23 protein-coding genes and 1 tRNA gene are annotated in these 24555 nt (G+C 61.9%); 18 read left to right on the plus strand and 6 right to left on the minus strand.

The window, feature by feature from the left end:
- The first annotated feature begins 395 nt into the window (after window positions 1–395).
- The 4 genes from FB597_RS08985 (at window position 396) to FB597_RS08995 (ending at window position 5017) form a co-directional block, all read left to right on the plus strand.
- Entirely contained in the window at window positions 396–3359 is a 2964-nt protein-coding gene (locus tag FB597_RS08985) for an autotransporter domain-containing protein (RefSeq protein WP_144769302.1), read from the plus strand.
- A gap of 130 nt (window positions 3360–3489) precedes the next feature.
- A complete protein-coding gene (locus tag FB597_RS08990; protein ID WP_144769304.1) occupies window positions 3490–4116 on the plus strand; it encodes a trimeric intracellular cation channel family protein in 627 nt (208 codons plus the stop codon).
- Window positions 4117–4216: 100 nt separating this feature from the next.
- A complete protein-coding gene (locus FB597_RS20225; protein WP_186442759.1) occupies window positions 4217–4372 on the plus strand; it encodes a hypothetical protein in 156 nt (51 codons plus the stop codon).
- Between the two features lie 45 nt (window positions 4373–4417).
- Window positions 4418–5017, plus strand: a complete 600-nt coding sequence (locus FB597_RS08995) for a uracil-DNA glycosylase family protein (RefSeq protein ID WP_144769305.1) — start codon at window positions 4418–4420, stop codon at window positions 5015–5017.
- Between the two features lie 540 nt (window positions 5018–5557).
- Here FB597_RS08995 and FB597_RS09000 read toward each other — a convergent pair.
- Window positions 5558–5770, minus strand: coding sequence for a cold-shock protein (locus FB597_RS09000; protein WP_141914509.1), 213 nt, complete (start codon window positions 5768–5770; stop codon window positions 5558–5560).
- A gap of 495 nt (window positions 5771–6265) precedes the next feature.
- On the opposite strand from FB597_RS09000, the gene FB597_RS09005 reads away from it, so the two are divergent.
- From FB597_RS09005 to trmB, 5 genes are all read left to right on the plus strand, one after another.
- Window positions 6266–6685 (plus strand): YidB family protein, encoded by a 420-nt coding sequence (locus FB597_RS09005; RefSeq protein WP_144769307.1) that lies wholly within the window; start codon window positions 6266–6268, stop codon window positions 6683–6685.
- 151 nt (window positions 6686–6836) lie between these two features.
- Window positions 6837–7241, plus strand: a complete 405-nt coding sequence (arfB, locus tag FB597_RS09010) for an alternative ribosome rescue aminoacyl-tRNA hydrolase ArfB (protein ID WP_141914511.1) — start codon at window positions 6837–6839, stop codon at window positions 7239–7241.
- A 393-nt stretch (window positions 7242–7634) separates the two neighbouring features.
- The gene (locus tag FB597_RS09020) at window positions 7635–8021 is read left to right on the plus strand and encodes a hypothetical protein (protein ID WP_144769309.1); all 387 of its coding nucleotides are present in this window, start codon (window positions 7635–7637) and stop codon (window positions 8019–8021) included.
- A 221-nt stretch (window positions 8022–8242) separates the two neighbouring features.
- Window positions 8243–8316: transfer RNA gene (locus FB597_RS09025), tRNA-Gly, on the plus strand.
- Window positions 8317–8389: 73 nt separating this feature from the next.
- Entirely contained in the window at window positions 8390–9109 is a 720-nt protein-coding gene (gene trmB / locus FB597_RS09030) for a tRNA (guanosine(46)-N7)-methyltransferase TrmB (RefSeq protein ID WP_141914513.1), read from the plus strand.
- Between the two features lie 147 nt (window positions 9110–9256).
- Here trmB and recQ read toward each other — a convergent pair whose 3' ends face one another.
- From recQ to FB597_RS09045, 3 genes are all read right to left on the minus strand, one after another.
- Window positions 9257–11110: a DNA helicase RecQ gene (gene recQ, locus FB597_RS09035; RefSeq protein ID WP_141914514.1), complete on the minus strand. Its 1854-nt coding sequence runs from the start codon at window positions 11108–11110 to the stop codon at window positions 9257–9259.
- Window positions 11111–11170: 60 nt separating this feature from the next.
- Window positions 11171–12043, minus strand: a complete 873-nt coding sequence (locus FB597_RS09040) for an undecaprenyl-diphosphate phosphatase (RefSeq protein WP_144769311.1) — start codon at window positions 12041–12043, stop codon at window positions 11171–11173.
- 119 nt (window positions 12044–12162) lie between these two features.
- The gene (locus FB597_RS09045) at window positions 12163–13017 is read right to left on the minus strand and encodes an undecaprenyl-diphosphate phosphatase (RefSeq protein ID WP_141914516.1); all 855 of its coding nucleotides are present in this window, start codon (window positions 13015–13017) and stop codon (window positions 12163–12165) included.
- Between the two features lie 245 nt (window positions 13018–13262).
- Here FB597_RS09045 and arsC point away from each other — a divergent pair, with 245 nt between their 5' ends.
- Window positions 13263–13619, plus strand: a complete 357-nt coding sequence (arsC, locus tag FB597_RS09050) for an arsenate reductase (glutaredoxin) (protein ID WP_183405830.1) — start codon at window positions 13263–13265, stop codon at window positions 13617–13619.
- 13 nt (window positions 13620–13632) lie between these two features.
- On the opposite strand, the gene FB597_RS09055 is transcribed toward arsC, so the two are convergent.
- Window positions 13633–13893 (minus strand): YkgJ family cysteine cluster protein, encoded by a 261-nt coding sequence (locus tag FB597_RS09055; RefSeq protein WP_144769314.1) that lies wholly within the window; start codon window positions 13891–13893, stop codon window positions 13633–13635.
- Between the two features lie 417 nt (window positions 13894–14310).
- Here FB597_RS09055 and FB597_RS09060 point away from each other — a divergent pair, with 417 nt between their 5' ends.
- The 7 genes from FB597_RS09060 (at window position 14311) to FB597_RS09085 (ending at window position 22049) form a co-directional block, all read left to right on the plus strand.
- Entirely contained in the window at window positions 14311–14940 is a 630-nt protein-coding gene (locus FB597_RS09060) for a TetR/AcrR family transcriptional regulator (RefSeq protein WP_144769316.1), read from the plus strand.
- Window positions 14941–15004: 64 nt separating this feature from the next.
- Window positions 15005–16201, plus strand: coding sequence for an efflux RND transporter periplasmic adaptor subunit (locus FB597_RS09065; RefSeq protein ID WP_144769318.1), 1197 nt, complete (start codon window positions 15005–15007; stop codon window positions 16199–16201).
- 3 nt (window positions 16202–16204) lie between these two features.
- The gene (locus FB597_RS09070) at window positions 16205–19402 is read left to right on the plus strand and encodes an efflux RND transporter permease subunit (protein ID WP_144769320.1); all 3198 of its coding nucleotides are present in this window, start codon (window positions 16205–16207) and stop codon (window positions 19400–19402) included.
- Window positions 19392–19538 carry a hypothetical protein gene (locus FB597_RS20230; RefSeq protein WP_183405831.1) on the plus strand — a complete coding sequence of 49 codons (147 nt, stop codon included), beginning with the start codon at window positions 19392–19394 and terminating at the stop codon, window positions 19536–19538. The genes FB597_RS09070 and FB597_RS20230 overlap by 11 nt, the downstream gene beginning before the upstream one ends.
- A gap of 10 nt (window positions 19539–19548) precedes the next feature.
- Window positions 19549–20214 carry a protein-L-isoaspartate O-methyltransferase gene (locus FB597_RS09075; protein WP_141914521.1) on the plus strand — a complete coding sequence of 222 codons (666 nt, stop codon included), beginning with the start codon at window positions 19549–19551 and terminating at the stop codon, window positions 20212–20214.
- Window positions 20215–20222: 8 nt separating this feature from the next.
- Window positions 20223–20546, plus strand: coding sequence for a rhodanese-like domain-containing protein (locus FB597_RS09080; RefSeq protein ID WP_141914522.1), 324 nt, complete (start codon window positions 20223–20225; stop codon window positions 20544–20546).
- A gap of 198 nt (window positions 20547–20744) precedes the next feature.
- Window positions 20745–22049: a TolC family outer membrane protein gene (locus FB597_RS09085; protein ID WP_144769322.1), complete on the plus strand. Its 1305-nt coding sequence runs from the start codon at window positions 20745–20747 to the stop codon at window positions 22047–22049.
- Window positions 22050–22061: 12 nt separating this feature from the next.
- On the opposite strand, the gene FB597_RS09090 is transcribed toward FB597_RS09085, so the two are convergent.
- A complete protein-coding gene (locus FB597_RS09090) occupies window positions 22062–22703 on the minus strand; it encodes a TetR family transcriptional regulator (protein WP_141914524.1) in 642 nt (213 codons plus the stop codon).
- Window positions 22704–23379: 676 nt separating this feature from the next.
- On the opposite strand from FB597_RS09090, the gene FB597_RS09095 reads away from it, so the two are divergent.
- Window positions 23380–24552, plus strand: coding sequence for an efflux RND transporter periplasmic adaptor subunit (locus FB597_RS09095; protein WP_141914525.1), 1173 nt, complete (start codon window positions 23380–23382; stop codon window positions 24550–24552).
- Window positions 24553–24555 lie beyond the last annotated feature (3 nt).

The following is a 24555-nucleotide window of genomic DNA, read 5'->3' on the forward strand; positions in this document are numbered from 1 at the left end:
AGCCTCTGCATTCGTTTTCTGTGCGCATGCCCCCTCCTGACTTCCGGCGCAAACGCCGCCATCTCTTCGCCCGCATGCGCGACTTCAATACCAGGTTGAAGCACCGATAAACACCGCGGTCGACGCCCTCCCTCGCAGAAAAATTTCAGGCGCATCCGATGCGCCATGTCGAAATGCACTCAACAAAAAGACGAACAACGTTCACGTGTTGAGCGAATAAATTTCGGTTCCGACGAACCTTTTTCTTGTTGCCGTTTTTTTCATATTCCGTTCATAAGCCGTCCGCATTCTTCACGCCTCAAGCCCCGGGATGTCCTCCTGTTCGCATCGCATTCGCGTGCACATCGATAGAAGGACAGGCCGGTCTTTCTACAAATCCGTGAAGCCTTCCGTCAATGAAACCGAAACCAAAACTGAAAGCGACATATTCCCTTGTCATGTTCGGGCTGCTTGCTGCCCATTCCGCCTGGGCCGAAACATCCACCGCTTCTGGCCAGTCGTCAGTCATCTCCGATAGCCTGCGCCAGGGCTGGTTCGAACATTTGCGTGACAATCTGCTGACGCATTTTCCTCAGCCCGGTTCAGACATTGAAACGATGGATAGGCTGATCACGCATCAAATCAGATCAACCCCAGCAGGGCCGCGCCGCGACTTAGCGACACAAGATGCCAAACAAAGAGAGGGCAATATTAACCATCAGTACGAGACTTTTCTGGAAAATGCTCTTGGCAAAGGGATGGCAAGTACAGGCCCGGGTTCGCTTCTGAAGGACAATAGTGACTTCAAGTCCTTAGCGAAAATACTGGACGATGGGACCCGCGCCAAGAATGCGAGAAACAGGGTCCGCTCCATGGATTTTATTCTTAAGGATCTTCGAAAACGCTCACGTCCCAGATATGCGTTGGATGCAGATGGCAACTTCGTCCCCGGTTACACTGATCTGAATATAGAAGAGGATAAAAAAAATTCTTTCCCCAGCGGCCACACATGGAACGGCTACAAAAATGCCTTTCTAATGGCGATGATATTTCCGGAAAGAGGCGAAGAAAGTTATGCCCGAGCGCTACAATATGGCGAAAGCCGCGTCGTGCTGGGCGCGCATTTCGCCACCGACACCATTGCCTCGCGCATCGGTGTGTATTACCTCACGGCACAGATGCTGGCCGACGATGAGATCGCAACAAACATCGCTCTCACAGCAAAAGCGGCTCGCCAGAGCATGGCCACCGCCTGTGGCGGCATACCCTTGCGCCATTGCCTGGAAGCTCTGCCTACATCAGTGGCCGACGAACATCGGGCACAACAGGATCGCATCGGTTATTACGGGGTTCGAAGCGACACGTCCAACACGCCACTTGCGCCCTCAGCACTTCCTGCACAAGCGCCCTACCTGCTGCGACTACGCTTCCCCTACCTGAATCAGGAAGACTGGCGCGACATTCTCGCCGGCAGCGCCTATCCGCAAGATTCGATAGCCGGCATGCTTACACCCGGCTCGACCTGGGGCCTGCTCAACATGCCGGGAGCCTATCGCGGCCCTGCCCATTTCTACCGTGACATGGATGTCAATCAGCAAGCGGGCAACCCATACGACATCGCCGGATTCGGCGAATGGGATATTTGGAAGAACGACATCGCCGGCCCCGGCGGCCTGATCAAGCGCGGCGACGGCACGCTGGTACTGACCGGCAACAACACCTATGCAGGCGCCACCACGGTCAATGGCGGCGCCCTGATCGTCAACGGCTCGCTCTCCTCCAACGTCACGGTCAATAACACGGGCACACTGGGCGGCAACGGCACACTCAAGAATCTGCGCATCGGCAACGGCGGCACGCTGTCGCCCGGCAATTCGATCGGGCGGTTGACGGTGACCGACAACCTCGTTCTGGATCCCGGCGCGCGCTTTCGCGTAGAAGCCAATGCTTCAGGCCAGATGGATCAGGTCAAGGCCGGCAACGCCGCCATCAACGGCGGGACGGTACAAGTCCTGGCCGATCGCGGCCGCTATAACCGCTATACAAATTACGCGATCATTCAGGCAGATACACGCAACGGCGCTTTCGCTGATGTCACCTCGAACCTGGCCTTTCTCACGCCGACGCTCAGCTACACCGACAAGCAAGTCGTGCTGACGCTCACGCGCAATCACGTCAAATACACCGATCTTGCCGCCACGCGCAACCAGATGGCGGTAGGCAGGGCCCTGGACAGGATGTCGCATTCCACATCGCAGGACAGCCACGATGCGATCAATACCATCGACAGCCTGTCCGCTCCACAAGCACGCGCCGCATTGGCCGTTGTTCACGGCGCCGGCCTGGTATCGGCGCAACAGGCGGGTGCGGCGTTTTCCAATAGTTTCGGCAACCAGTTGCGGGGCCGCCTGAGCATCGTGTCCAATCCCTGGAGCAATCGCACCGCTGCACAGGATGCCCCCATCATGCTAGCCGCCAACGATAACGTCGATGACCTGATGCAGTCCTTGCAGAAACAGTCGAAATTCTCGCTGAACGGCGGCGTTCCCGACGGGCAAGGCAATCAGGCCGGCCTCTGGCTGCGCCGCTATGGCAGCCAGCAAAATACCGGCGGCGATGCCGAGAATGCGGCCTCGCGCCTGCGCGATGGCGGCACCAGCATCGGCTTCGATGCGCAGGTCGCCACGGATCTGGTGGTTGGCATCGCCTTCAATCACGGCAACAGCGACCTCAGCACGGACGATGCCGTGACCGGACGCTCGCGCGGCAATGCCGCGGCGCTCTATGCGGGATACGCCACCGGCAACTGGAACCTCAGCGGCTCGTTCAACATCGCCCGTAACAGCAACCATACCGAACGCCGCATGGCCTTCGGCAGCCTGCAGCAGACCGCGATTGCCGACTTCCATAGCCGCAGCCTGTCGCTGTATGGCGAAACCACTTACGACATTCCCATGTCGAACTGGATACTGCGCCCCCTCGCCGGCCTTTCCTGGACGCATGGCAAGACCGACGGCTTCACCGAAAGCGGCGCGCCGGGGCTGAACCTGCAAGTCAATCCACGCAGCGAGCATTCCGTCAAAACCCTGCTGGGCACGAAAGCGGTATTGGCCGTCGGCGATAACATCCTGCTGCAGCCGCGCCTGATCTGGTCGCACGATTTCGGCAATGCCAACGCGCCGATGACCAGCCAGTTCCAGGACAGCGGCATCACGTTCTCCACCTATGGCGCAGAAATACCGCGCGACGCCCTCATTGGCGGATTGACGCTGTCGGGCCAGGCCAACAGCCATCTGTCGCTCTTCGCGGATGCGCAGGTGCAATACAATTCGCGGCAGAGCAATCTCGGCTTCCTGGTGGGCATCAGGAGCAGCTGGTAAGCATAGGCATCAGCGCCAGGCGCCTGCTCCCAATGCGACGGGAACAGGCGCATCACCCTCGCCGGCCCTATAATTCGGCACCGGCCCGCGGCCAGATGCATGCCCGGCCACAGAATGAGGGAAGCCTTTTATGCTGCTGCACTACATCTACCTGCTCGCCATCTGCGCCGAAGCCGCCTCCGGCGCATTGATGGGCATCCGCAAGGACATGGACATCTTCGGCATCTGCCTGATCGGCACGGTGGCGGCGCTGGGTGGCGGAACGGTGCGCGATGTCCTGATCGGGCACTATCCGCTGGGCTGGGTGGCGCATCCGGAATACCTGGCCTTCACCATCTGCGCGGCTGTCGTGGCGGCCGTCGCCGCGCGTGCCCTGCATCATTTCAAGTCGGCCTTCCTGGTGGTCGATGCGCTGGGGCTGGTCGCCTTCACTATCATCGGCTGCGATATCGCGCGCGGCTTTTCCAGTTTCCACCCGGCCATCGTGGTGCTCCTGGGCATGGTCACCGGCGTCTTCGGCGGCCTGTTGCGCGATGTGCTGTGCAACGAGATCCCGCTGGTCCTGCGCCGTGAAATCTATGCCAGCGTCTCACTGCTGACCGGCGCCATGTACGTCGGCATCCTGCACCTCGGCATCGCCCCGCACATCGCCACCCTGAGCTCGTTGCTGCTGGGCTGCGCGGTACGGCTGCTGGCGATCCGCTTCCATTGGGAATTGCCGCGGCTGAACAAGGATCGCATCCGCGGCTTCGATTGAAGCGCTGCGTCCCCGAAACCATTTGTTGCAAATGCCTGACCGCGCTTAGCAAGCCCGCAGTGTCCAATGCAGCCTTACCGGAATGATTCAAGGAGGCTTCATGAAGAAACTTGCGACGGCGGTCGCAGCGACGCTGCTGCTGGCAACCCTGGGCGGCTGCGTATGTGCGCCGTGGTTCTGCGGACCGGGAGGCGGCGGCCCCGATGGCGGGCGCGGCGGCTGGAACGACGGCGGCGGGTGCGGCGGCCCGCACTGAACGTGAACATGGGCGGCCAGGCGGATCTCTTGGTATGATTTTCCCATGGCATCTCGCGCATTCAATTCGCTGCTGGCAGACATAAGGCAATGCACTACCTGTGCGGCGTTCCTTCCGCTCGGCCCGCGCCCCGTGATACAGGCGCATCCGCAGGCGCGCGTGCTGATCGCCGGGCAAGCGCCGGGCAAAAAGGTGCACATGTCCGGCGTTCCTTTCGATGACGCTAGCGGCGACAGGCTGCGCCTCTGGCTGGGCATCGACCGCGCGACTTTCTACGATCCGCATGCGGTCGCCATCTTGCCGATGGGTTTCTGTTATCCGGGTACAGGAAAATCCGGGGACTTGCCTCCCCGCCCCGAGTGCGCGCCGAAATGGCGCGCCGCCCTCCTGGCGCAATTGCCCAACATCGCGCTGACCTTGGTGATCGGCCAATATGCGCTAGCCTACCATTACCCTTCGGTCTACCCCTCCCTCACCGAGGCGGTCCTGGACTGGCGCAATCGTTCGCCCGATGTCATCGTGCTGCCGCATCCGAGCCCGCGCAACCAGCTATGGGTACGCCGCAATCCGTGGTTTGAAACGGAGCTGCTGCCGGACTTGCGAAGCAGGATCGCCCTGCTGCTCGGCGGCGCCGGTAATGCCTGAAGCCACCGTCATCGGGACAATACTGACCGCCCCCGGCCGGCAGCGGCGCCCTCGGTGCCCGTAAACGCAAAAAGCCCACCAAAAAGTGGGCCGTTCATCGATTAATTCTGGATTTTCCGCAGCCCATGCCATCTGCATGGTGCCGCCTGATCAAACAGCCCGATCCATCCGATCGGTGCCATTTCAAATACAGCCGGTCGTTGATTCCGTGCGCCCGCTCTTGGCTGAGCGCCTGGCAACGACCTTTAATAAACTATTTGCTTGGCCGGCTTTCGCATCCTGCATGCCCGTGCTATCTGCACGCTGGCATGCGGCCGCGAAGGCCGGCCGGGTCCTGGGCAAATCCAGGCTGATGCCGGACTTGCCCAGGCGCTTGCGTCGCCACATCACCGGTTCAATCTACCGACCCATGCTATCTGCAAGGTGCCGGTCTGCGGATATCCGTCAACCGGGGGAAGTAAAGACGCTTGGCTGCTACCCTGCCTGGCTATCTGTTGCGTATGGACATCCGATAGCGTTCAGGCTTGAGCGCAATAAAATTCAGGCGATAACCTTGATGTTGCTGGCCTTCTCGCCCTTGGCGCCAACGCTGCGTTCAAACGACACGCGCTGGTTCTCGGACAAGCTCTTGAAGCCGGTGGACTGGATGTCCTGGAAGTGGGCGAACAAGTCCGCGCCGCCTGCATCGGGAGTAATGAAGCCGAAGCCCTTGGCATCGTTGAACCATTTAACTACGCCTGTTTGTGTGCTCATGATATTTCCTTTGGTTGAATAGGGCTAACATGCCCGAAAGGCACTTGAGACCAAGAAATGAAACCGAAGGAAAGAAAACAGAACGACCGGAGGGGAAACAACAGTCAGGCGGAATTTGAACCAACAAGGAATACGACTTGATGCAAGTACAGGACGCATTGTACACGGTTTTGGCCCGCCGCACAAAAAGCCTGCCTTTTGTGCGATTAGCTCAACAATAAACACATCCTCAAGGCAAGCGCCGGCATTGGCGAACAGGCCTTGCCGCGACGGGAATTGCACTACGTTGCGCCATCGCCACACCGCCATCGTAAAACCGGCGGCATGTCTTGCCGCACCTTACAATCAGCGCGAGAGCCAGCCGTTTTCATGCCTCATGTCTTTGTTTCCGGCCAACTGGCTTGTCATGCCTTCGCTTCACCCCGCCTGTGATGTCTCATCACTATCAACCCGCTCGCAACGGCTCCCGTTGCGACGCATCCGAAGGAGAAAATAATGGGCTTACTCGATCAACTCGCAGGGCAGGTGCTGGGCAATCTCGGCACCCAATCCCAGGATCAGACGCAATCTTCGGCGCTGTTGTCCGGCCTGATGTCGCTGGTCAACCAGGCCGGCGGCGTACAAGGATTGCTGGCCCAGTTGCAGCAAGGCGGCCTCGGCGAGCAGGTGGCATCCTGGCTGAGCGCAGGCCAGAACCAGCCGGTTTCCGGCGACCAGATCGCCAGCGCACTCGGCGACGATTCGCTGGCGCAAGTCGCGCAACAAGCCGGCGTGGCGCCGGAGCATGCCGCGGCCGGGCTGGCGCAACTGCTGCCGCAAGTCATCGACCACCTCAGCCCGAACGGCCAGGTCACCGACAACAATGCACTGCTGGAACAAGGCCTCGCTTTGCTCAAGGGCAAGCTGTTCGGATAATCTCCGCGCCATGCCGCTGGCCTCCCGCGCCGGCGGCATGGCGGTTTCGCAAGCGCCAGGCAAGGCTGACTTGCGATGGAATCTTTTGCGCCCTCAGGTCAACGTGCGCTCCCGCAGCCGCTAGAATGATGCTTTGCCATCGTAGGCCGCCATCATTTCCCCCTCTTTCATTCCCGACGAAGAAATCGAACTGACCGCCATTCGCGCACAAGGCGCAGGCGGGCAGAACGTCAACAAGGTATCGAGCGCCATCCACCTGCGTTTCGATATCCGGGCATCGTCCTTGCCGGACGAGGTAAAGCAACGCCTGCTGGCATTGCGGGACCATCGCATCAGCAAGGAAGGGGTGGTCATCATCAAGGCCCAGGCGCACCGCAGCCAGGAAAAGAACAAGGCGGACGCCATGCAGCGCTTGCAGGAAATGGTGGCGCTCGTGACCCAGGTATCGATCATGCGCAGACCGACCCGACCGACCCGTGGTTCACAGCGCAGACGCCTGCAAACAAAGAAACAGCACGGTGAAATCAAGTCGATGCGGGGCAAGGTTCGTGATTGATGCCGAACCTAATGATTAGAAAAAGATAAGTTTCGGGATTTCTGTGGCTGGTTTTTTTATTAGTATTTCCAGCGGAGGGAGTGTCAGAAACGCCTGTCTACCAATCTCATTTTCTTTTGTGGGTGCAGTGATAAAAACCCTCGTCTTAAGCTTGGGAAGCTTCTGCTCTACCATTGAGCTACACCCGCGTTGGGTACGGATTATACCGGGTTACGGGTGGTTATTTCCGACGTTGGAAATTGCTGGGGGCGTTACTGGTGCAACTGAGATGTTTGGATTTATGCTCTTTAACTTTTATTGTCACGTAGATTATTTCAAATAAAGTCATTTTCAAATTAACCGGTGGCAATTTGAGTTATATTCTGAGCAAACCACTCGATAGGGAAAATTGAAGTGAATCAAAAGGAATTCAGTAAAAAAGACAGCCGTGGAAAAGATCTTTTCGTCCTTGTTCTTTCCATTGAGCTTCAAAACCCCGACGAACTTGTGCAGGAAATGCGCGTATTCAAAGAAATTGTTATTGGCTGGCATCGCGCAAGACAAAAGGAAGCCGCAGAAGTAAGGTTTATAGCAGTATCCGATCCGAAATATCATCAAGCGATTGAGGAATTCTCTGAAGTATGTCACTCAAACGATATCGATTTGAAAGTTATATTCGAGTCCACAGAATTGAATCTTGATTTACATGACAAGACGGGGAAACTTGTGCGCGAACGAATATTTGAGAAAAATAAAGACGCGTCGGGCATTCTCAATCGATGGTTCAAGAGAGGTAAATAGACGTGGCATTAAGTAGAAGAGATGCAGAAAACTGATCCCACGGTAAAAAATTCATATGAATTATCTGATGCAGTGTCAGAGTAATTTTCGATAAAAAATTGGAAGCGTTAAATGCAGTTATTTTAAAGATAGCCCAAACATCTCAGTTGCACCAGTAACGCCCCCAGCAATTTCCAACGTTGGAAAAGACCCTCCGTAACCCGGTATAATCCCCACCCAACGCGGGTGTAGCTCAATGGTAGAGCAGGAGCTTCCCAAGCTTAAGACGAGGGTTCGATCCCCTTCACCCGCTCCAATTCCATGCGGCTCGTGCCGGAATCTTCCGAACAGGATATCCGGGCCGCGCCTCACCGATTCACGAGTATTCCATGTCTGAGAACAAATCCGGCAAGCCGCTTTTCTATGATCCCAGCGAGCGCCGCATCCGCAGCTTCGTTACCCGCACCGGGCGCGTTTCCAATGCGCAAGGGCGTGCGCTGGAGGAGCTGGGGCCGAAATTCCTGCTGCCTTATGCCAAGGAAACGCTGGATCTGGATGCCGCGTTCGGCCGCAGTGCGCCGACGGTGCTTGAGATCGGTTTCGGCATGGGCGAGACCAGCGCCAAGATCGCCGCTCTGATGCCGGAAAAGAATTTCATCGGCGTGGAAGTGCATACGCCGGGCGTGGGCAGTTATCTGAAACTGGTGGACGAAGGCAAACTGGCCAACGTGCGCATCATGCAGCACGATGCGGTAGAGGTGCTGAACCATATGATCGCACCAGGTTCGCTGGCCGGGGTGCATGTGTTCTTTCCCGATCCGTGGCACAAGGCGCGCCACAACAAGCGCCGCCTGATCCAGGGGCCGCTGGTGCAGCTCCTGAGCTCGCGGCTGGCGATTGGCGGTTATCTCCACTGCGCTACCGACTGGGAAGAGTATGCGATCCAGATGCTGGAAGTGCTGGGCGCCGAACCGACGCTGAAGAATACTTCTACCGATCCGTCCGGCTATGCGCCGCGCCCCGATTATCGTCCTACCACCAAGTTCGAGAACCGTGGCTTGCGGCTGGGGCATGGGGTGTGGGATCTGGTATTCGAGAAGAAAGCCTGAGGCTTCCTGGCGCCTCGGCGCTGCCATGAAAAACGGCATGCTGTTTGCAGCATGCCGTTTTTTTTGCGCGTTAATTTTACGTGTTAAACCAGACTGGGCGACAAGAGCAAGTTCAGCGCAAGCTTCGCTCCGTCGTGAGGCCAGGCATCAGCCTGCCTCTTCCTCCACGCCGGCGATCAGCGAGATGATTTGCGCGCCGTAGGTTTCCAGTTTCTTTTCGCCAACGCCGTTGACGTGGCGCAGGTCGTCCAGCGATTGCGGGCGCGCCTTGGCGATTTCGCGCATGGTGGCGTCGTGGAAGATGACGTAGGCCGGCACGTTGTGTTCGCGCGCGGTTTCCACGCGCCACCAGCGCAGCTTCTCGAACAGCGCCTGTTCCTCGCTCGACAGGTCGGTCTCGACGAAGCTGGAACGCTGCGAACCGCGTTTGGGCTTGACGGGTTTCTGGTACTGGCGCAGCTGTATCTTCTGCTCGCCGCGCAGCACCGGGCGGGCGGCGTCGGTGAGCTTGAGCGCGCTGTAGTTCTCATGGTCGACGGTCAGCAGCCCCAGCGCGATCACCTGGCGCAGGATGGCGCGCCATTCGGCCTCGCCGCGGTCGCTGCCGATGCCGAATACCGAAAGCTGGTCATGGCGCCACTGCTTGACGCGCTCGCCGTCGATGCCGCGCAATACCTCGATCACGTGGCCGGGCGCGAAGCGCTGTTCGACGCGGTAGACGGTGGAGAGCAGCTTCTGCACTTCGACCGTGGCGTCGAAGGATACCGGCGGCGTCATGCAGATGTCGCAGTTGTTGCAGGGACTGGCTTCCTGGCCGAAGTAATTGAGCAGGCGCACGCGCCGGCAGTTCAGGGTTTCGCACAGGCCGAGCATGGCGTCGAGCTTGGCGCCCTGCACCCGCTTGAAGCTTTCGTCGGCTTCCGATTCGCCGATCATGCGGCGCTGCTGCACCACGTCTTGCAGGCCGTAGGCCATCCAGGCGTCGGCCGGCAAACCGTCGCGGCCGGCGCGGCCGGTTTCCTGGTAATAGCCTTCGACGCTCTTGGGCAGGTCGAGGTGGCAGACGAAACGCACGTCCGGTTTATCGATGCCCATGCCGAAGGCGATGGTGGCGACCATCACGATCTTGTCCTCGCGCAGGAAGCGCGCCTGGTTGGCGGTGCGCTGCGCATAGTCCATGCCGGCGTGGTAGGCCAGCGCATTCAGGCCTTCGCTACGCAGGAATTCGGCGGTTTCTTCCACCTTCTTGCGCGACAGGCAATAGACGATCCCGGCGTCCTCAGGATGCTCGCTCTTGATGAAGTCCAGCAACTGCTTGCGGCCGTTGGCCTTTTCCACGATCTGGTAGCGGATGTTGGGACGGTCGAAGGAGGAGACGAACTGGCGCGCCTGTTCCAGCTGCAGGCGGCGGATGATCTCTTCACGGGTCTGGGCGTCCGCGGTGGCGGTCAGCGCAATGCGCGGCACCTGCGGAAAGCGCTCATGCAGCACCGAAAGCTTGATGTATTCGGGGCGGAAATCATGTCCCCATTGCGAGACGCAATGCGCCTCGTCGATGGCGAACAGCGAGATATTGGCCGATTGCAGCAGTTCCAGGCAGCGCGGCGTCATCAGCCGTTCCGGCGCGACGTAGAGCAGGTCGAGGTCGCCGGTGCGCAGGCGGCGTTCGATCTGCAACGCCTCGTCGAAGCTCTGGGTGGAGTTGAGGAAGGCGGCGCGCACGCCGACTTCGTCCAGCGCATCGACCTGGTCCTGCATCAGCGCGATCAGCGGCGACACCACCACCCCCACGCCGTCGCGCAGCAAGGCCGGCACCTGGTAGCACAGCGACTTGCCGCCGCCGGTCGGCATCAGGACCAGCGCATCGCCGCCGCCGGCGACGTGCTGGACGATCTCGCCCTGGTGCCCGCGGAAGGACGAATAGCCGAACACGGTCTCCAGCACGTGCAGGGCACGTTGCGGCAAAGGGGTGTCGGCAGGCAGGGTATCGAAATCGACCATGGATCTTTATGCGGGTGTGGCGGAACTGGCGGAAACGGAAGCCGCTGGAAAGACGCTATTCTATTGCAGCCAGCCCTGGCCGACCGCCAACAGCAGGAATATCCCCAGCGCGGCGCGATAAACGATGAAGGGCCAGGTGGAGAATTTCTCCAGGAACTTCATCAGGCCCCAGATCGCGGCAAAGGCCGAAACACTCGCCACCACCAGGCCGAACAGCAGCACGCCCCAGGCTTGCAGTGGAATATGCGCGTGCAGCAGCACGGCCAGCTCCTTCAAGCCGGCCAGGGCGATGGCCGGCAACCCCAGCAGGAAAGAAAAGCGCGCCGCCTCTTCACGGCGGAAATTCAGGAGCAAGGCAGCGGTGAGCGTGGAGCCGGAGCGCGATACGCCCGGAATCAGCGCGCCGACCTGGGCGATGCCGACGATGAGCGCATCGCGCAGGCGCATCTGGCTGACGCTGCGGCGATGGCGGCACGCCAGTTCGGCCATCGCCAGCAGGATCGCCATCGCGATGCAGGAATAGCCGATCACGCTCAGGCTGCGCAGCGGCGAGCCGCAGGCATTGAGCACATGCGACAGCGCCAACCCGGCGATGCCGATGGGAATGGTGGCCAGGATGATGGCCACCGCCAGCTTGAACATGGGGTCATTGAAATCGCGGCGGCGCCAGGCGGCCACGCTGCCGCCGGTCACTGCCGCCACGTCGCGGCGGAAATAGCTGACCACCGCGGCCAGCGCCGCCAGCTGCATCGCCGCGGAAAACGCCGAACCGGGGTCATGCCAGCCGAGGAAGGCCGGCACGACGCGCATATGGGCGGTGGAAGAAATCGGCAACAATTCGGTGATGCCCTGGACGACGCCGAGCAAACCGATCTGCAGATAACTAAGCGAGGCGAAACCGATATCGAGGCCGGCGCTGCAAACATTGGCCATAAGGTTCTCTTTGGAGTGAGGTTGGCGAAAGGTAATTGTGAGGCCGGACGCATCGAGGCGTCCGGTCCGGTACGGCGATACTGCACTGCATTAGTCAAACCTGCGGGAGGCGCGTGGAATCATTCCACCCAGACCACCACGCCGCTATACGCCGTGGCCAGCACGATGATGCCGAACACGATCCGATACCAGGCGAAGATGGTGAAGTCGTGCGAGCTGATATAGCGCAACAGCCAGCGCACGCACAGGAAAGCCGAGACGAAGGCGGCCACGGTGCCCACGGTAAACAGCGGCACGTCCGCCGCGGAGAGCAGCGCGCGGTCCTTGTACAGCGAGTAGATGGTGGCGGCGAACAGCGTCGGAATGGCCAGGAAGAACGAGAACTCGGTGGCCGCCTTGCGCGACAGGCCGAACAGCATGCCGCCGATGATGGTGGCGCCGGAGCGGCTGGTGCCGGGGATCAGTGCGAAGGCCTGGGCGATGCCGACCTTGAGGGCGTCGATCGGGGTCATGTCGTCCACCGTTTCGATACGCGCCGACGCCATGCTCATGCGGTCCTTGTTGCGGCGTTCCACCCACAGGATGACCAGGCCGCCGACGATGAAGGCGATCGCCACCGACAGCGGGTTGAACAACACTTCCTTGATCTTCTTGCTGAACAGGAAACCGAGGACGGCTGCCGGCAGGAAGGCGACGATCAGGTTGATCACCAGCCGCTGCGCCTTGCGGTCGGTAAACAGGCCGGTCAGCACCGAGGCGATGCGGGCCCGGTATTCCCAGCACACGGCGAGGATGGCGCCGGCCTGGATGACGATTTCAAAGACATCGACTTTTTCCTTGGGGAAGGCCGGGCTGCTGAACTGCAGCAGGCTGCCAGCCAGGATCAGGTGTCCGGTGGAAGAAATGGGCAGGAATTCGGTCAGGCCTTCTACGATGCCCATGATGAGCGCCTTGAGCGCGAGGATGGTGTCCATACGTGGCTAGGGTGGCTTCTTTCGGTGGGGTTGACAGGAAAAGCGGCGGGTGGATCGGGCAAAACGGCTTTTTGACTACGCTTGCGCATAAAGGTGCGCCGCAACAAACCGAAATTCTACAGTACGGCACTTGGCGCTCTATGCGTGCCGCAGCGGAAAGCCTCGCCCAACCATGCCGGCCGGAAACGTTACCATGTCGGTTTTTGCCACCGACAGCCGTGGCACGCGCGCCCGAAAGGATCACCATGAGCGACATCACCATTTATCACAACCCCAAATGCGGCACCTCCCGCAACGTGCTGCAGGCGCTGCGCGACGGCGGCGCCGAACCGGCCGTGATCGAATACCTGAAGACCCCGCCCGACCGCGCCACGCTGAAGAAATTGGTCGCCGCCATGGGAGTGCCGGTGCGCGACATCATCCGCAGCAAGGAAGCGATCTACACCGAGCTGGGCCTGGACGACCCGGCGCTGACCGATACCCAACTGATCGATGCGATGGCCCAACACCCGATCCTGATCAACCGCCCGATCGTCGTCACGCCCAAGGGAGCGTTGCTGGTGCGCCCCAAGGAGCGGCTGGAAGAAATCTTCCCTGGATAAAGGGATCAGCGGATCAACCAGCCGGCGCGGTCACGGCTTCCAACGCCCCCAGCCAGAACATGGCCGCGGCACGGCTGTCGCCGCACATCTCGGCCGACGGCTGCAGGCCGCCACAGAAAGCCGGACGCTCGGGCCGGCCGAAGACTTTGCAGCGCATCGCCTCATCCAATTGCACGCACGGCACGCCAGCCGGTTTGCCATTGGGCATGCCGGGCAAGGGGCTGGTGATGGAAGGCGCCGTACAGCAGGCGCCGCATTGGGGACGACAGTTCATGGATGGCAAATCATCGGAAGCAGGACGCGCACTGCCGGCCGGCAATGCGCAGGCGCTATTGTAAAGCCCTTAACGTAAATCCCTTTAACGCCCTGCGCCGGCCAGGACTGCCGCTTCATTCTTCCTTCATCCGGCCTTGGGTATGCTGCACGCCGTTGCGACAGCGATTCGCCTCGCCTTTGCCGCATTTCACGGCACAGACGCCGCCTCCGGTCGCATGACGCTGGCCTCCTGGCCTGCGCGCCCGTAGTCTGGCCATCCGCTTCCACCTTGATCCTTGACGCCATGCCGTTTGCCACTTACATTGCTGACTCTCCGGTAATTTACTGGCGCACTCGTATTCCCGCCCGACGGCAACCCCATTTTCACGCAGGATATTGCCGGCCGCCGATGCGGTGCGCCTTGTCTTGCTCGTTTATGTCAGAAGCCGCCAAAGAACCTCGCTGGGAACGCCGCAAACAAGACCGCCCGCAGGAACTGCTGACGGCGGCGATGCAATTATTCGTGGAACGCGGCTTCGCCGCCACCCGACTGGAAGACGTGGCCGCGCGCGCCGGCGTCTCCAAGGGCACGCTGTATCTCTATTACGAAAACAAGGAAAGCCTGTTCAAGTCGGTGGTGCGCACCCACATGCTGCCGCTGCTGGATGAAGCCGAAACGATGGTGGACAACTACCCCGGCAGCAGCGCCGAACTGTTGCGCGAACTGATCCTGGGATGGTGGGAGACGGCCGCGCGTTCCGGCCTGAACGGCATCACCAAGCTGATGATGGCGGAGTCGGGCAACTTCCCCGAGCTGGCGCGTTTCTACCATGAAGAAATCATCGTGCGCAGCGACGCCATGGTCGTGCGCATGCTGGAACGCGGCATGGCGCGCGGCGAGTTCCGCCAGATCGACGCCGAATCGATGAAGAAGGTGATCGTCGCGCCGGTGGTGATGCTGATGCTGTGGCACCAGTCCTTCGGCCTGTGCGCGATCGCGCCGATCGATCCGCACGCTTACCTGGCCAGCCTGATCGACCTGTGCATCAACGGCCTGAAGGCTTGACGCCGCAATAGCCGACAATAAATCGCGGGCGCAAACGTCTGCATGCCCAAACAGAGACATATCGATGAAGCTTCCATTGCCCAAACGCCGCTGGCTGCGCTGGACCCTGCTGATCCTGGTACTGCTGGGAGCCGCCGGCCTGCTGCTGAAGAAACGCGCGCCCGCCTCGGTTCCGCCTGCCGCGCAGGCGGCGCCCCCCAGCGCGATGGAGTTCCTCCCGGGCGACCTGGTCACCGTGCAGGCCGGCGAGCTGCGCCGCGTGCTGCCGTTGTCGGGCGCGTTGCGCGCGCTGAACCAGGCGTCGGTGAAGGCGCGCGTGGCCGGCGAGGTACAGCAGGTGCTGGTGCGCGAAGGCGAAGCGGTCAAGGAAGGCCAGGTGCTGGCCCGCATCGATACCGCCGATTACCAGGCCAAGGTCGAGCAGGCGCGCGGTTCGCTGCTGGCGGCCCAGGGCCAGTTGGAGATCGCCACCCAGACCCGCAACAACAACCTGGTGCTGCTGGACAAGGGCTTCATCTCGCGCAACGCCTTCGATACCGCATCCAGCCAGTTCGACATCGCCCGCGCCAATGTCGACACTGCGCGTGGCGCGCTGGACGTGGCCAGGAAGGCGCTGGCCGATACCGTGGTGCGCTCGCCGATTACCGGCATGATCAGCGCCCGCAATGTGCAGCCCGGTGAGAAGGTAGCGGTCGACGGCAAGCTGCTGGACGTGGTCGACCTGTCGCAGATGGAACTGGAAGCGCCGGTGCCGACCAACGATATCCTGAAAGTGCAGATCGGCCAGGAAGTGCAGGTCGCGGTGGAGGGCCTGCCGCAGAAGGTGGTCGGCCGCGTGGTGCGCATCAATCCGGCCACGCAGTCGGGTTCGCGCTCGATCATGGTCTACGTGCGCGTGGACAATCCCGCGGGCCTGTTGCGCGCAGGCATGTTCGCCGATGCCGGCCTGACGCTGGAGAAGAAGGAGCGCGTGCTGGCCGTGCCGGGCACCGCGATCCAGGTCGAGGATGGCAATGCCTACGTGTACGCCATCGAAAACAACGTGCTGGCGCGGCGCCCGGTGGTGACCGGCCTGCAAGGCCGCAATGCCGATGGCGGCGCGGTGGAAATCGCCAGCGGCCTGGCCGAGGGCGCGCTGGTGGTCAAGGCCAACCTGGGCATCCTGCGCGCCGGCACGCCGGTACGCATCCTGCAGCGCGGCGCCGGCGCGCAATCGGCGCAGGCCGGCAGTTCTCCCGCCTACCGGCCGCAGGAGCGCTGAACGATGTGGTTCACGCGCATCTCGATCGGCAACCCGGTCCTGGCCACCATGATGATGATGGCCTTCGTGGTGCTGGGCCTGTTCTCCTACCAGCGCATGCGGGTCGACCAGTTCCCCGACATCACCTTTCCGGTGGTGGTGGTGCAGACCACCTATCCCGGCGCTTCGCCGGAGAACGTCGAATCCGACGTCACGCGCAAGATCGAAGAGTCGGTCAACACCATCAACGGCATCGATTCGCTGGTGTCGCACTCGTATGAAGGCCTGTCGGTAGTGATCGTGCAGTTCGACCTCACCGTCGATCCGGCCCAGGGTGCGCAGGACGTGCGCGAAAAGGTGGCGCTGGTGAAGTCGGCCTTCCGCAAGGAAGTGGACGAGCCGCGCATCACCCGCTTCGATCCGGCCGACCAGCCGATCTTCTCGATCTCGGTCACCAATGCGCCCGATGCCAAGCCGCGCACGCTGCGCGAACTGACCACCATCGCCGACCAGGTGATCAAGAAGCGGCTGGAGAATGTGCGCGGCGTGGGTTCGGTGACGCTGGTGGGCGGCGTCAAGCGCCAGGTCAACATCTACGTCAAGCCGGCCGAGATGGAGGCGCTGGGCATCGGCGTGAATCAGGTGATCGACGCGGTCAGGAATGAAAACCAGGAATTGCCGACCGGCGCCATCCGCATGCTGGACGCGGAAAAGACCGTGCAGGTGCAGGGCCGCGTGAAAAATCCGGAAGACTTCAAGCGCATCATCGTGGCGCGCCGCGGCGGCCAGCCGGTGACGCTGGCGCAGGTCGCCAACGTGGTCGACGGCCAGGAAGAGCAAGAGACGCTGGCCCTGTACAACGGCCAGCGCACGCTGGCGCTGGACATCCTGAAAGCCCAGGGCCAGAACACCGTCGACGTGGCCGACGGCCTCAAGCGCAGCATCAAGGAAATGGAACCCAGCCTGCAGCAGTTGTATCCGGGCGTGACGCTGCAGGTGGTCAAGGACGGCTCGCGCCAGATCCGCACCGGGGTGGAGAACGTGCGCCGCACGTTGATCGAGGGCGCGGTGCTGACCATCGTGATCGTGTTCCTGTTCCTGAACTCCTGGCGCTCCACCGTGATCACCGGGCTGACATTGCCGGTGGCGCTGATCGGCACCTTCCTGTTCATGTACATGTTCGGCTTCACCATCAACATGATCACGCTCATGGCGCTGTCGCTGTGCGTGGGCCTCCTGATCGACGACGCCATCGTGGTGCGGGAAAACATCGTGCGCCATGCCGGCATGAAGGTGCACGGCAAGTTCAAGTCGCACCGCATGGCGGCGCTGGAAGGCACGCAGGAAATCGGCCTGGCGGTGCTGGCCACCACCTTCTCCATCGTCGCGGTGTTCCTGCCGGTGGGCTTCATGGGCGGCATCATCGGGCGCTTCTTCCACCAGTTCGGCGTGACCGTGGCCGCCGCCGTGCTGATCTCGATGTTCGTCTCTTTCACGCTGGATCCGATGCTGTCTTCCATCTGGCCCGATCCGGATGCGCATGGAGAACATGGCAAGAAAGCCGGCTGGTATGACAAGACCATCGGCCGCGTGCTGCAGGCCTTCGACCGGCTGGTGCAATGGCTGTCGGCGCGCTACCAGGAAATGCTGCGCTGGTCGTTGAAGCACCGCGTGGCTACGCTGGTCATTGCCTTGGCAACCTTTTTCGGCGGCCTCGCGCTGCCGGCCGCGGGCCTGATCGGCTCCGAATTCGTGCCGCAGGCGGACTATTCCGAAACCGGCGTCACCTTCTTTACGCCGGTGGGTTCCTCGCTGGAACTGACCGAAAGCAAGGTGCATCAGGTTGAGGCGATATTGCGGCAGTTCCCCGAGATCACCGACATCTACAGCACCGTCAACACCGGCAATTCGCAGGGCAAGAACTACGCGGCCGTGTTCGTGCGCCTCAAGCCGCGCACCGAACGCACGCTCACTACTGGCCAGATGGCGCCGCTGCTGCGCCAGAAACTGTCACAGGTGGCCGGCATCACGGTCACCCACGTGGGCACGCTGGACGGCGTGGGCGGCGACAGCAAGCAGATCCGCTTCAGCCTGCTGGGGCCGGATTTGCAGCAACTGGCGCGGCTGTCGGACCAGGTGCAGCAAAAGCTCAGCCAGATTCCCGGCGTGGTCGACCTCGACTCCAGCCTGAAGGCGCAAAAGCCGACCATCTCGGTCGAACCGCGGCGCGATATCGGTTCGGATCTTGGCATCGGCGTGGCCGGGCTGGGCAATGCGCTGTCGCCGCTGCTGGCGGGCGAAGCCGCCAGCAGCTGGCGCGCGCCGGACGACGAGAACTACGACGTCAACGTGCGCCTGGCGCCGAGCGACCGCAGCACCGTGGACGACCTCTCGCGCCTGATGCTGGCCAGCACGCTGACCAATGCGGACGGCTCGCCGCGCATGGTGCCGCTGCGCCAGGTGGCCGAGATCAAGAACACGCTGGGCGCCAACCAGATCAACCGGCGCGACCTGAACCGCGAGGTGGAGCTGTCGGCCAATGCCCAGGGCCGCTCGGCCGGGCAGATCAACGCCCAGATCAAGACCATGCTGGACGACATGCACTGGCCGCCGGGCTACCGCTACCAGATCGGCGGCTCGACCAAGAGCATGAACGAGTCCTTCGGCTACGCCGTGGGCGCGCTGGCGCTGGCGATCGTGTTCATCTACATGATCCTGGCCTCGCAGTTCGCCAGCTTCCTGCAGCCGGTGGCCATCATGTCGTCGCTGCCGCTCACGCTCATCGGCGTGTTCCTGGCGCTGATGATGTTCCGCTCCACGCTCAACATGTTCTCCATCATCGGCTTCATCATGTTGATGGGCCTGGTGACCAAGAACGCCATCCTGCTGGTGGACTTCGCCAACCAGGCGCGCCGCGAAGGCATGGAGCGCGGCGCGGCGCTGCTGGAAGCGGCGCATGTGCGCCTGCGCCCGATCCTGATGACCACGCTGGCGATGGTGTTCGGCATGGTGCCGCTGGCCTTCGGCGTGGCCGAGGGTTCCGAGCAGCGCGCGCCGATGGGGCAGGCGGTGATCGGCGGCATCATCACCTCGTCGCTGCTGACGCTGGTGGTGGTGCCGGTAGCCTATACCTACCTGGACGACCTGGGCGCCTGGGTCAAGCGCAAGTGGTTCGGGCCGGCACAGGAACAAGCCGGCGCGGGAGAACGCCATGACGATTGAGCGCATGCCCGCCGCCGAGACGGATTGCACTGAGGAAATCCTGCAACAGGCGGGATTCTGCGGGGATTTTCCGGGCATACATGAGCTGTTGAGCTGGGCGGTGTTTGATAAAATGGCGGCTTTCCGTCGCTATTGAGCCTACTGCCATGAATATCGAACAAGCCCGCTTCAACATGATCGAACAGCAAATCCGCCCCTGGAACGTGCTGGCGCAGGATGTTTTGGACCTGCTGACGGTCGTCAAGCGCGAAGACTTCGTCCCGGCCGCGCATCGCAGCCTGGCGTTTTTCGACACCGAAATCCCGCTGCCGGGCGGCGAGAACATGCTGGCGCCCAAGATCGAAGCGCGCATCCTGCAGGAAGCCAACGTCAAGAAACACGAATACGTCCTGGAAATCGGCGCCGGTTCGGGCTACATGGCGGCGTTGCTGGCGCATAAGGCGCGCCATGTGACCACCGTCGAGATCTCGCCGGAACTGAAATCGCTGGCCGAACAGAACCTGTCCGACTATGGCGTGGCCAATGTCGACGTCCAGCTGGGCAACGGCGCGCAAGGCTGGACCGGCGCCGATGGCCGCGCAGGCGAATACGATGTGATCGTCATCTCCGGCTCGCTGCCGTTCCTGCCGGAAGGCTTCGGCAAGCAACTCAAGGTCGGCGGCCGCCTGCTGGCCATCGTCGGCGCCGAACCGGTGATGGTGTTGAAACTCATCACCCGCACCTCCGAACACACTTTCGATACCGTCAACGTGGTGGAAACGCTGGCCAAACCCTTGCACGCGGCCGCCACGCCCTCACCCTTCACTTTCTAGGATTTCTTATGGAGCACATCACCGCCCCGGACCTGGCCGCCTGGATCGCCGATCCCGACCGCCCTACCCCTCTGCTGCTGGATGTGCGCGAACCCTGGGAACACCAAACCTGCAACATCGCCGGCTCGCAGCTGGTGCCGATGAACACCGTTCCCGGGCGCTTTTCCGAGCTGGATGAGGAACAGCCCGTGGTATGCATCTGCCACCATGGCGGGCGCAGCATGCAAGTCGCGGCCTTCCTCGAACGCCAGGGTTTCACCAAGGTCATCAACCTGACCGGCGGCGTCCACGCCTGGGCCAACCAGGTCGACCCGTCCATGCCGACCTACTGAGCCTGATGCGCCTGCCGCCCTCACCGGAGGCGGGCGCAACAAGCCGCAGACAGCTTCCGGCGGATTTCCCCATTTCCTGTTACCTGTGCCCCGCGCAAGCGCGGCAGGCACGCCTTCCGCCCGATACCGTCCCGGCCGCGCCGATGCACTTGCATTCCTATCGTTTGTCCAGCCTTGTTCCGCCCGGAGAATCCGTCCATGCGCCGTACCCTGCTCGCTTCCCTGATGGCCGCCGGCCTTTCCTTGCACGCCGCCGCCGGCGCGGCCGACCTGCTGCAGGTCTACCAGCTCGCGCTGGCCAATGACCCGGTCTACACCAGCGCGCGCTATGCGCTGACGGCGGGCCGCGAGAAGGAAACCCAGGGGCGCGCCGGCCTGTTGCCGAGCGCCGGCGTGGGCGGCAGCTATACGCGCTCGGACGAGAATTTCGACAGTTCGTCCAATACCTATGCGCTGCAGCTGACTCAGCCGCTGTTTCGCCTGGCCAACTGGGAGAACTACAAACAGGGCAAGCTCTCGGTCGCCGCCAGCGAGGCGCAGTTCGCCCAGGTGCAGCAGGACCTGATCCTGCGCGTGGGCCAGGCCTACTTCGACGTGCTGTCGGCGCAGGATGCGCTGTCCTTCCTGGGCGCGCAAAAGATCGCGATCTCGGAACAACTGGCCTCGGCCAGGCGCAATTTCGAGATCGGCACCGCCACCATCACCGACACCAACGAGGCCCAGGCCCGCTACGACCTGGCCAGCGCGCAGGAGATCGCCGCCCAAAACGACCTGGAGGTGGCGCTGGCCAGGCTGCAGCAGATCATCGGCCAGCCGCCGACGCCGCTGGCGGTCTTGCGCAGCGACGTCAAGCTCGCGCCGCCGCAGCCGGCGCAGATCGATACCTGGGTCGCCAGCGCGCAATCGGACAACTACGGCGTGGTGGCGCAGCAGGTGGCGCTGGAGATCGCGCAAAGCGAAATCAAGCGCAACCGCGCCGACCACGCGCCGACGGTGGATCTGGTGGCGGCGCGCAACTTCAGCGACCAGAAGAGCGTGCGCACGCCCTACCTGAACGGACGCGGCTACAGCAATTCGATCGGGGTGCAGTGGAATATTCCGCTGTTCTCGGGCTTTGCCACCAGCAGCAAGGTAGACGAGGCGGTGGCGCTGGCCGACAAGGCGCGTTCCGACCTGGACAATGCGCGCCGCACGGCCGTGCTCAATGCGCGCCAGGCCTACCTGGGCGTGGCCAACGGTTTGTCGCAGGTGAAAGCGTATGAGGCGGCGCAAGTGTCGAGCCAGTCATCGCTGGACTCCAACAAGCTGGGCTACCAGGTCGGCGTGCGCATCAACATCGACGTGCTCAACGCGCAGCAGCAGCTGTATTCGACCCGGCGCGACCTGTCCAAGGCGCGCTACGATACATTAATGAACGGCTTGAAATTGAAGGCCGCGGCCGGCGCGTTGCGCGAGCAAGACCTGGCGCTGATCAACGCGCTGCTGACGGCGCCGCCGCAGTAAGGGTGGGCCGCCTCAGGCGGCGTCGTTCTGCAGCGAGGGCGCGGTCTTCAAGGCGTGCAGCGAGGCTGCCAGCATCTTTTCGCCATCCTTGACCAGGTCGAAGCTGTCCGGCGCGAAGAACCAGTCGGTCAGCAGGCCGCTGAACGTGGCGTGCGCCGTCAGGCAAGCCAGCCGCACGTTCAGCGTGCCGGGCAACTGCCCGCGGGCAATGGCGTTGGTGAGGATCTGCTCCAGGCGCAGCATGCCATCGACATGGCACTCGCGCTGGCGCACCAGGATAGGATCGTCGTGGTCGGCAAATTCGCACTTGTTGAAGATGATATCGAACACCCTGCGGCATCGCTCATCGGTGGCGGCCATGGTCAGCACGTACACGCCGCTGCGCAGGAACTGCCCGAGCGGGTCGGCCAGTTGCGGACTGGCGCTTTCTTCCAGCACCGCTTCCATGGGCAGGCGCACCCGCTCGCACATGGCGTCGAACAGGTCGCTCTTGTTCTTGAAATGCCAGTAGATGGCGCCGCGCGTGACGTCGGCCGCCTTGGCCACGTCGGCCAGCGAGGTGTGCGAAACGCCTCGCTCGTGGAATACATGCTCGGCGGCATCGAGGATGCGCGCGCGCGTTTCGAGCGCCTCTTCCTTGGTCGAGCGGGCCATATCAGCGCCTCCCGGCCGCAGCCGGAACACGAGTGGAAACCGGGGTTGGAGTCTGGATCATGGCAAGACCTGCATGCTGGATGGGAATGAAGAAAAAAACCATGCCGGAGACCGCAAGCGCATGGCGCCGCCGTTCCCGGCAAGCGCCCGCGAACGGGGGCTCATGCTGCATTTGCACAACGGTTCCCGGCAAGCCGCGATGCAACGCGGCGTGGGCCGAAACACGGCAGTCATGTTTTCGTAAGACAATGTCCGCCACAATGGCATGGCATGAGACCGCCCGGACTGGCCGCGGCAAATTGCCGCGGCCATGAGGATTCCGGCTCGGTTTTTGACTGGCAGAAATGGCGCGGGAGCAGCATTATTCACAAAATGCAAGGAATCGCTCATATTTCTCTACGCCTATTTCAACAAGTTTGATAAATTAATATGGAGTATGATGCAAATACATACATACACGAATGTATGTATAATAGCACCCGTTCCAGGTTCCTGCTGTAAATCAACCGCAAAAAAGTAACCGCTTCCCCCGGGAAGTCGGCAGCTTCTTTTTTTGCTCCGCAACAATCGTGTCTTAGCCTATATCTCGCAGTCAGGCGAGATCGCAATATCTGCTTTACCGAATTCGTTTCATTGCCGCCACGGCGGCCCCACTTTACTTTCGTGCGAGATATCTATGAGCTCAGTCAGTCGTTTCACGCGCCTCACCATGACCGTCGCAATCGCTGCCGCCCTGGCCGCTTGCGGACAAAAACCAGCCGCTCAAGGCGGCGCCATGCCACCGGCGGAAGTATCGGTGGTCACCGTGGCCCCGCAACGCATCGCCATCACCAATGAACTGCCGGGCCGCCTGGAGGCCTACCGCGTCGCCCAGGTCCGCGCCCGCGTGGCCGGCATCGTCCAGAAGCGCGTCTTCAAGGAGGGCAGCGACGTCAAGGAAGGCCAACTGCTGTTCCAGATCGATCCGGCCCAGTACCAGGCCAGCTATGACAATGCCCAGGCCAATCTGACCCAGACCACCCTCAAGGCGCAGCGCTACAAGCCGCTGGTGGAAGTCAACGCCGTCTCCAAGCAGGAATACGACGATGCCGTCTCGGCCCAGAAGCAAGCCGAAGCCGCAGTCCGGATCGCCAAGCTGAACCTGGGCTACGCCTCGGTGACCTCGCCCATCTCCGGCCGCATCGGCCGCGCGCTGGTGACCGAGGGCGCCCTGGTCGGCCAAGGCGGCGACGCCACCCAGATGGCGCTGGTGCAACAGCTCGACCCGATCTACGTCAACGTGACCCAGTCCAGCGCCGACCTGTTGAAGCTGCAGCAGGCCATGGCCAGCGGCCAGTTGAAGAGCGTGGGCGACGGCAAGGCCAGCGTGACGCTGCTCCTGGAAAACGGCCAGCCCTATCCGCTGCCGGGCAAGCTGCTGTTCTCCGACATCACGGTCGACGAAGCGACCGGCTCGATCTCGCTGCGCGCCGAATTCCCCAATCCCAAGCGCGTGCTGCTGCCGGGCACCTACGTGCGCGCCAAGATTGAACAGGCGATCGACGAGCAGGCGCTGATGGTGCCGCAACAGGCCGTCATGCGCGACCTCAACGGCTCGTCCGTGTTCGTGGTGGATGCCGACAACAAGGTGGCGCCGCGCGTGGTCAAGACCGGCTCGGCCCAGGGCAACAACTGGCAGGTCATCGATGGCCTCAAGGAAGGCGACCGCGTGATCGTGGAAGGCCTGCAAAAGGTCAGGCCGGGTGCGGCCGTCAAACCGGTGCAATGGAATCCCGCGGGCGCCGCTCCCAACCAGTCGGGCCAAGCGGCCCAACAAGGTGCAGCGGGCGCCCAACAGAAAGCTAACTAAGAG

This window comes from Herbaspirillum sp. SJZ099 (assembly GCF_007828355.1).
Lineage (GTDB): Bacteria > Pseudomonadota > Gammaproteobacteria > Burkholderiales > Burkholderiaceae_D > Herbaspirillum.